Below are 7,557 nucleotides of genomic sequence, written 5' to 3' on the forward strand. Positions count from 1 at the left end.
CTTTCAGTCGCGCTACTGACCAAAGGCGAAAGGCCACTCTGGGTCGATCTGAGCCGCTCACCTATTTTTTGGTGAGCAAGGAATGGAAACCACCTTGGTGCACCGCAGCAAGCAGTTTAGGCATAAACCGCAGATTGCGGATACCCATCCTCCGGCGCATCGCCGAGGAAGAAGATGCCAGGCAGCCCGGCCAGCCATTCAACTGGCGCACACTTCCTGGTCTGCTGCCTCGCGGATGGCCGTCTGGCCGGTGAAGTCCTCCCACCGGCGCACGATCACATCCACGTACTTCGGATCGAGTTCGATCAGCCGCGCGACGCGACCTGACTTTTCGGCCGCAATCAGCGTTGTGCCAGAACCACCGAACGGATCGAGCACCACGTTACCCGGGCGGCTCGAATTGCGGATGGCTCGCTCGACCAGCTCCACCGGCTTCATCGTCGGATGCAGATCGTTCTTCTGCGGCTTCTTGATCGCCCACACATCGCCCTGATCGCGGTCACCACACCAGTGGCGTTGCGCACCCTCGGGCCATCCGTACAAGATCGGTTCGTACTGGCGCTGGTAGTCGGCACGGCCCAGCGTGAAGGTGTTCTTGGCCCAGATGATGAACGTCGACCACTTGCCACCGGCGGCGCGAAAGGCGGCCTGCAGCACATCCAGCTCGCTGGATGACATCGCCACATAGATGCCGCCCCGGCAGTTCGCCACGGTGGGCGTCAATGCTGCCAACAGGAAGTCGTAGAAGCCATCGCCCAAGTTGTCGTTGAGGATCGCGCGGTCCTTGCCGCGCATCTTGTCCTTGGCGCTGTTGGCATAGTTCACGTTGTACGGCGGGTCGGTGAAGACCATGTCTGCCATGTCGCCTCGCATCAGCCGGGCATAGCTCTCTGCCACGGTCGAGTCACCGCACAGCAGTCGGTGCTGGCCCATGATCCAGACATCGCCCGGGCGCGATATTGGAATTTCGCCAACCTCCGGTACCGCGTCCTCATCGGTCTGCCCCTCGTTGTCCGGCTCGTCGCCCGCGATCAGTTCGGCCAGCGCGTCGGCGTCGAAGCCTGTGATGTCCAGATCGAAACCTTTCAGCTGCAAAGCCTCAAGTTCGATCCGCAACATCGCGTCATCCCAACCAGCGTTCTCCGCGATGCGGTTGTCTGCGATGACCAAGGCGCGGCGCTGGGTCGGGCTCAGGTGATCCAGTACGACCACGGGCACGATTTCCAGCCCGAGTTTCTGCGCAGCGGCCAAGCGGCCATGCCCAGCGACGATGACGCCGTCACTGCCCGCAAGGATCGGATTGGTGAAGCCAAACTCGGCAATCGATGCAGCGATCTGCGCCACCTGGTCATCCGAGTGCGTCCGCGCATTGCGGGCATAGGGCAGCAGTTTGGCTGTAGGCCACTGCTCGATCTTGTCTGCCAACCAGGACGCGCTCATTGTTCGACCTCCGAGGTCGCCAGCCGTTCTGTGGCCACGTCGTCGAAGGACTGGCCCGATTTGATTCCAAAGCCTGCGATGAGCGTGACCGGCACGCCGGGGTGGTTTTGCTGAAAGCGCTTGATGGCCACGTCCACGTACTCCGGTGCAACTTCCACACTGCGGCAGATCCGGCCAGTGCGTTGCGCGGCCAGCATCGTCGTGCCACTGCCACCGAAGGGCTCGAACACGACGTCACCCGAATCGGTGTAAGCCTTGATCGCAAACTCCGGCAATGCCACCGGGAACACGGCCGGGTGATCAATGTCCTGCCCGATCTTGCCCTTGTGGCGCATCACGCGAATCACCGAATCGGGGATGCGGGTGTCCTGCGTCGGCTGACCCTTGTGCGTCCAGCCGCCGACCTCGCCATCCTTACCACGCATCGCTGTGGACGACCCGTCAGCGCGCAGGTGCGATTCCTGGCCTGCGTGCTTGCAAGGCACGATCTTGTTGGGTTTGCGGGTGCTGCGATTGAAGTGGAAAACAAACTCGAAGCTGGGAGCTAATCGGCCCTGCCAGTCGCCGGGCATGCCTGGCCCCTGATCCCAGACGTACCACGCGAAGCGCCGCCACCCTTGCTGACGCATCCAGGACAGCCAGCCGTCCCAATAGGGGATGACTTCGTTGTCGCGGTGGATCAGCCCAAGATTGACCAACACCTGTCCGGCGTCCGTTATCGGCAGATGTGCGAACACACCGCGCATCAGTGCATCCCAATCGACAATGCCGCCGGAGGTGTAGTTGCGCTGGTTGCCATACGGCGGCGAGGTGAAGCAAAGCTGCGCGGTGTCACCCTGCATCAGCGTGGCGACCACGGCTGGGTCGGTGGCGTCGCCACAGATCAAGCGGTGCGAGCCGATGGCCCAGACATCTCCCTCGCGCGACACCGCCACCACTGGCGTGTCAGGTACGTCATCGGTCGTATCGAGTTCATCGGCGTTTGCACCATCCTGCGCCGCCGGTTCACCTTCAGTCGACGGGGCATCTGCCAGCAGCGCATCGATCTCGATGTTCTCGAAGCCGGTCAGCGCCAGTTCGAAACCCGCTTCGGAAAGCTCCGCCAGTTCGAGCGCCAACATCTCCTCATCCCAGCCAGCGTCAAGCGCCAGCCGGTTGTCGGCGATGACCAAGGCGCGCTTTTGCGCGGTGGTGAGATGGGCCAGTTCGATCACCGGCACCTGATCCAGCCCCAGCTTGCGTGCAGCAGCCAAACGACCGTGGCCCGCGATGATGCCGTTGTCGCCATCAACCAGTACCGGGTTCGTCCAGCCATATTCGACGATGCTGGCGGCGATCTTGGTGATCTGCGCATCGGAATGTGTGCGCGGATTGCGGGCGTAGGGAATCAGCGCCTCGACCTTGCGGTACTCGACGTTGAGCGTATTCAAAGAGGGTGTCCTGAAAATAGAAAACCCGCCGACGACAACCGTGGGCGGGTTTTTGGGGTTGGTGCGAACTGACGGGGTGCGAACTGCGAACCGTGCGAACCTTGGTTCGCACCCTGACGCTAAAAAAGCGCCGCGCTCGCGCCCCCCGCATTGGTTTTTGGCCAGGAAGGACCCGTTGATTTCTGGGCTGCTTCCTCTGCCGTCACCTCTGTCCAGACGATAAATGAATACTACGCAAGATCAGGTCGTTTTGTTGCAGGGGCAAAAACCGCTGATTGCCGCGTGATGGCGCACATCCCCGACCATACGCGCCAAATCACGCCAAAACCCTACGCAACCACCACACCATTAAGTTGATCTGCGACCGTCTGCAATGCCCGCCGCCAATGCCGCCATGCCGTCGTGCGGTCGCAGGCAAAGCGGATCGTGATGTCCCGCCAGCCATAGCGCTTCGCGCGCATCCATACGAGATGACGTTGCTCGATGGTGAGCCACTGCACCCAGCGCATAGCCTCCAGCATTCGTTCAATTGCCTCTGGACTCGGCGGAAAGGATCGGTACACCCTCTCGTCCGCTGCAAAGGTCTCCCATTCGCTTCGGACAATGGCGGGCCAGCAGTTGAAGTAGCCCTGCACTCGAACAGGAGGCAACCGTCGACTGGTGCTTGCGGCCTCTTCAAACCGAGCAGCAACGTCCTCGATAGTCCACTTAGTCATTGCGTCGCCCTCCGTAGAGCCGGTCACCGATGCGTCGCACGATTTCGCGCTCGATGAAGTCCAGACGTTCGTCGGATGCGTTGACCACCAGGATGTGTTGGTCACGCCAGCCACGTTCCTTGATCGCATCCAGATCCGTGGCCTGAGGCTGCAGACGACCGAGGGGGCAGCGGTATTGGGGTGTCGGCACCTTCATGTCACACCTCCTGCGTCTCGACAGCCCAGTGCAGCAAGGCCAGTGCGTCGGCTTCGTTGTCGTCGACTGGGGTGTGACCACGCAGGCGGACGGACGCGATCATGTCGTCCTTGCCCGCATTGCCCTTGCCGGTCGCGTGCTTCTTGATCGTGCCGACTGGAACACCCTGGTAAGGGATGTTGTGATGCTCACACCACGCGGTCAGGTGTCCCATGAAGCCACCGTAGGCGTGCGCCGCATCAACGCCAGCGTGCCGTCGAACCTCCTCGAAGAACACCGCGTTGATGTGGTTGCTGGCCGAGAGCAATTCGTTGAGCCAGCGCTTGAAACGGAGGAAACGCATGCCGCCTCCTTCAAATCGCTGCGGCTTGAAGTGCTCCGTGCCGCTGGTGATAGTGCCGTCCAGGTGCTGCAAAGCCCACCCGGTGTGTGTGCCCAGATCAAGGGCCAAGATTGTCGTGTTCATCGTCGTACTCCAGTTCGGGGGGCGAGTGACGGATGCGACGGGTTCTTTGGAAAACAGCCTTTACGTGCGCGCACGCGTAGCGCGTCAATCAGGAAACCCGTCAAATCCGTCACTCGCCCGGATTGCTCAGTCATCTCGATAGGGGTAGCCATGGCTGTACGGCTTGGGCCTGAGGGCTATGCCCGTGATCCCACGTGCGCCCCCGGTCAGCCGACACTTCTCGAACTTGCGGGCGGCCATCAGTTCGGAAAAGCGCTTGACCGAGCCCACGTACTCACCCGCGCGCTCAGCCCATTCACGCCAGTCGGCGAACAATTCGGAAACGCCTTCGCGGTGGGTCTTGGCCAGTAAGCAACGCTCTTCGATCCACTGCCCGAGCGCGTCCTCAGCCTCGAAATACTCCTCGGTCGCCGACACCACACTGGCGGGTGGCTTCAGTCCTTGGCGTTGCCAAAAGCTGCAGCCCTCGACTGCCCACGCCAGAATGCCGTCCCGCTCCTTGAGCAGTTTTTCGGTCAGCCTGCCGTCACGCCGCTCGGGCGGGATCGTCACCGTGAACGGGATCAGGTGCAGTCGCCGCTTCATCGCCTCATCCACGTTGCGGATCGATGGCTTGTGGTTGCCTGCGATCACCAACTTGAACTGCGGCACGTACTCGAAGAAGTCCTGGCGCATGAAACGCGCAGACACCTTGTCGCCACCGGTGATGGCCTTGACCTTGGATTCGTTCCAGCGCCGACCCTGTTCGGTTTCGATGGAGGACACAAAGCGGGCACCGCGCAGGCCCGCCAAATCGGTCGGATGCCGGTCGGTGCGCGCCTCCATGAACGTGTCCATCGGCGCGTTGGCCGCGTAGTCGCCCAAGATGGTGGTCAGGACGTTGACGAACACCGACTTGCCGTTCGCGCCGGTCCCGTACAGGAAGAACAGCGCGTGCTCGCTGGTCACGCCCGTCAGGCAGTAGCCAACCATCAGTTGCAGGTAGGCAATCAGTTCAGCGTCACCGCCTGTGACGTCGGCCAGGAATGCGCGCCACGTCGGACTGTCGCCCTGCGGTGTGGCCGTGGTCACCTTGGTCATCCGATCATCGCGCCGGTGCGGTCGCATGCGGCCCGTGCGCAGATCAACCACACCGCCTGGTGTGTTGAGTGCCCAGACGTCGGCATCCCACTCCTCGGCGGTGGACGCGTGCTTGGGATCGGAGCGTGCGATTTTCTCGACGGATGAGATCGTGGCGGAGCTGGCCAGCTTGCCTGTGAGCCGAGGGCTGTCCGCCTTGAGTGACGCCATCCGGCAGATACCGCGCGCCAGATGAGACACATAGAGAACCTGATCCGGATTCCAGCGCACGCCGGTCCAGACCAGCCATTTGCCCCAAAGCGCGCAGTAGCGCCAGTCCTCGCCATAGCGGCGTGTGAAGGCCGAGGACAAGCCGTCCTCCGTAGTCCAGTCGACACCGGTCAGCAGATCCGGTGGTGGCGTCTCCTCGACCGACCGCATCACCGGCATCCGCTCGCCGACGGCGAGGAAGCCCCTCACATCGAAGCCGTCCGGAATGGCGTCAGCCGCATCCCATCCTTCCGGCTTGTCATCGGGTGGCACCAGGATGGCGACCGTGGTCGCACCCGCGTTCAGGATTGCTTGCGATGCACGGTCAGCGTAATCCCAGCCTGGCGCGTCCCGGTCAGGCCAGATCAGCACGGATTTGCCCGCCAGCGGCGACCAGTCGGTCTTATCGACGGGAGCGTTTGCGCCATGCATGGCCGTGGTTGCCACCACGCCGATGGCGATCAGGGCCTGCGCACACTTCTCGCCCTCGACCAGCACAACGTGACCAGCGGCAGCCAGCCCCGGCTGGTTGTACAGCGGACGCGGATCGGGCGGAGTCATCTTACGCCGCTTGGCATCCCACGGCCGGAACTCCTTCTTGCGCCCGGGTGGGTCGTAGCGGTACACGACCGCAATCAGTTTGCCGGTGGCATCGAAGTAGTCCCACTTGGCCGTGGCCGGGCCGAGATCATCAACCGGAGCTTCCTTCTTGGCGCGGCGTACCGGCACTGATCGCGAACGACCGAGCAGATCAGCTGCCTCGTCGAGCACCCGGGGAAAGTCGGTGTGGACGTTGGCCCCGAGGTAGGCGGCGATCAAGGCAAAGATGTCACCGCCATCGCCCGTGGCACGATCCGTCCAGAGACCAGCCTTGTCGCCTTCGAGTACCACCTCAAGGCTGTCGCCCGGGCTGCCCAGGATGTCCCCGATCAGAAACTTGCCACGACGCTTCTTTCCTGCCGGAAGCATCGTGGTCAGGACTGATTCCATGCGTGCGATCAGTTCAGTGCGAATATCGTCCCGCTCGCTGTCATTGACGTTGCGCCGGCCCGTTTCTCCCGGTGGTGATGTGTCATTGAAATCAAGCATCGGCACCACCCTCGTGTGACGTCTGCTGCGCAGCGATCCAGGCTTCCAGCTCGTTGGGTTTGAAGCGAACCAGTTTGCCGACGCGGTAATGCGGAATGCGACGCTCCTTTCGCTCCTTGGCTTGAGAGAGCCAATACGACGGCAGGTTGAACATCAGGGCAGCCTGGCGCACGTCGATCAGCTGCTCGCCCAGTACGTGATTCAAATTCGAGGTATTCATGCTTGTGTCCTCCAGCAGCGGTCTTGCCACGCGCACATCCGGCATTCAAAGTGGGTCGAGTCATGGAAGGCGCGCGGCAGGAGCTCTCCCGCCTCGGTCGCCGTGATGACCTTGACCGCCCGATCCGACATGCGTTGGGCCAGTGCTGCGTCAAAGGGCACGAGCTCGGTGTAGATCTCCATCGTGTCGGCGTTGAGTGCCGTGAAGATCGCCGGGTGCTCGTGCAGTTCGAGATAGGCTTGGTAGATCGCCACTTGCGCGGCGTAGACGGGCTTGGAGAGAGTCAGGCCCTTCTTGTCCAGATCGCTCCAGGACTTGTTGCCGAGACACTTACATTCCCAGAGCGCGGGATAGGCGAATCCCTCGGGGCCGCCGACGATGACGCCGTCGATGTGGCCCTGCAGGCGGCCATCGGCCACCGAGAAACCGAACTGCTCGCCGTCGGCCTTGCGGGTGCGCAGGTCAAAGCCCGCGTCCCGGAGCCACGCGACCATGCAGTCCTCCATGACGTGACCGCGTTCGAAGATCCGCAGCATTCGGCCCGGGGTGTCACGCCCGTGGTCGATGGGTGCCTTGGCGTACTCGAACTGCAGCGCTCGCTCACAGGCCACTCCGAGGCGCGAGGCCCCGAGGTACTGGCGCTCGGACTGGCGGGCGCGAGCCTGCTGCAG

The 7,557-nt window shown here is 62.5% G+C and carries 8 protein-coding genes; all 8 read right to left on the reverse strand.

Annotated elements, in window-relative coordinates; all coding sequences use genetic code 11:
• Positions 1 to 198 precede the first annotated feature (198 nt).
• Positions 199 to 1,440 carry a site-specific DNA-methyltransferase gene (locus K206_RS0101065; protein WP_029043083.1) on the reverse strand — a complete coding sequence of 414 codons (1,242 nt, stop codon included), beginning with the start codon at positions 1,438 to 1,440 and terminating at the stop codon, positions 199 to 201.
• Complete coding sequence (locus tag K206_RS0101070; RefSeq protein WP_020200556.1) at positions 1,437 to 2,870, reverse strand: site-specific DNA-methyltransferase; 1,434 nt, start codon at positions 2,868 to 2,870, stop codon at positions 1,437 to 1,439. The genes K206_RS0101065 and K206_RS0101070 overlap by 4 nt, the downstream gene beginning before the upstream one ends.
• Before the next feature lie 329 nt (positions 2,871 to 3,199).
• Positions 3,200 to 3,586, reverse strand: coding sequence for a DUF6362 family protein (locus tag K206_RS0101075; protein ID WP_029043084.1), 387 nt, complete (start codon positions 3,584 to 3,586; stop codon positions 3,200 to 3,202).
• Entirely contained in the window at positions 3,579 to 3,782 is a 204-nt protein-coding gene (locus K206_RS0101080; protein WP_020200558.1) for a hypothetical protein, read from the reverse strand. Before K206_RS0101080 ends, K206_RS0101075 begins: the two co-directional genes overlap by 8 nt.
• Before the next feature lies 1 nt (position 3,783).
• Positions 3,784 to 4,248, reverse strand: a complete 465-nt coding sequence (locus tag K206_RS0101085; RefSeq protein WP_020200559.1) for a crossover junction endodeoxyribonuclease RuvC — start codon at positions 4,246 to 4,248, stop codon at positions 3,784 to 3,786.
• Between the two features lie 126 nt (positions 4,249 to 4,374).
• Positions 4,375 to 6,666, reverse strand: a complete 2,292-nt coding sequence (locus K206_RS0101090; protein WP_029043085.1) for a phage/plasmid primase, P4 family — start codon at positions 6,664 to 6,666, stop codon at positions 4,375 to 4,377.
• Positions 6,659 to 6,886 carry a helix-turn-helix domain-containing protein gene (locus K206_RS0101095; RefSeq protein WP_020200561.1) on the reverse strand — a complete coding sequence of 76 codons (228 nt, stop codon included), beginning with the start codon at positions 6,884 to 6,886 and terminating at the stop codon, positions 6,659 to 6,661. Before K206_RS0101095 ends, K206_RS0101090 begins: the two co-directional genes overlap by 8 nt.
• A partial coding sequence (locus tag K206_RS0101100) for an isoleucyl-tRNA synthetase (RefSeq protein ID WP_020200562.1) occupies positions 6,883 to 7,557 on the reverse strand: 675 nt, incomplete at its 5' end. The genes K206_RS0101095 and K206_RS0101100, both read right to left, overlap by 4 nt.

Source organism: Cupriavidus sp. WS, from assembly GCF_000395345.1.
In the GTDB taxonomy this organism is placed as follows: Bacteria; Pseudomonadota; Gammaproteobacteria; order Burkholderiales; family Burkholderiaceae; genus Cupriavidus; species Cupriavidus basilensis_B.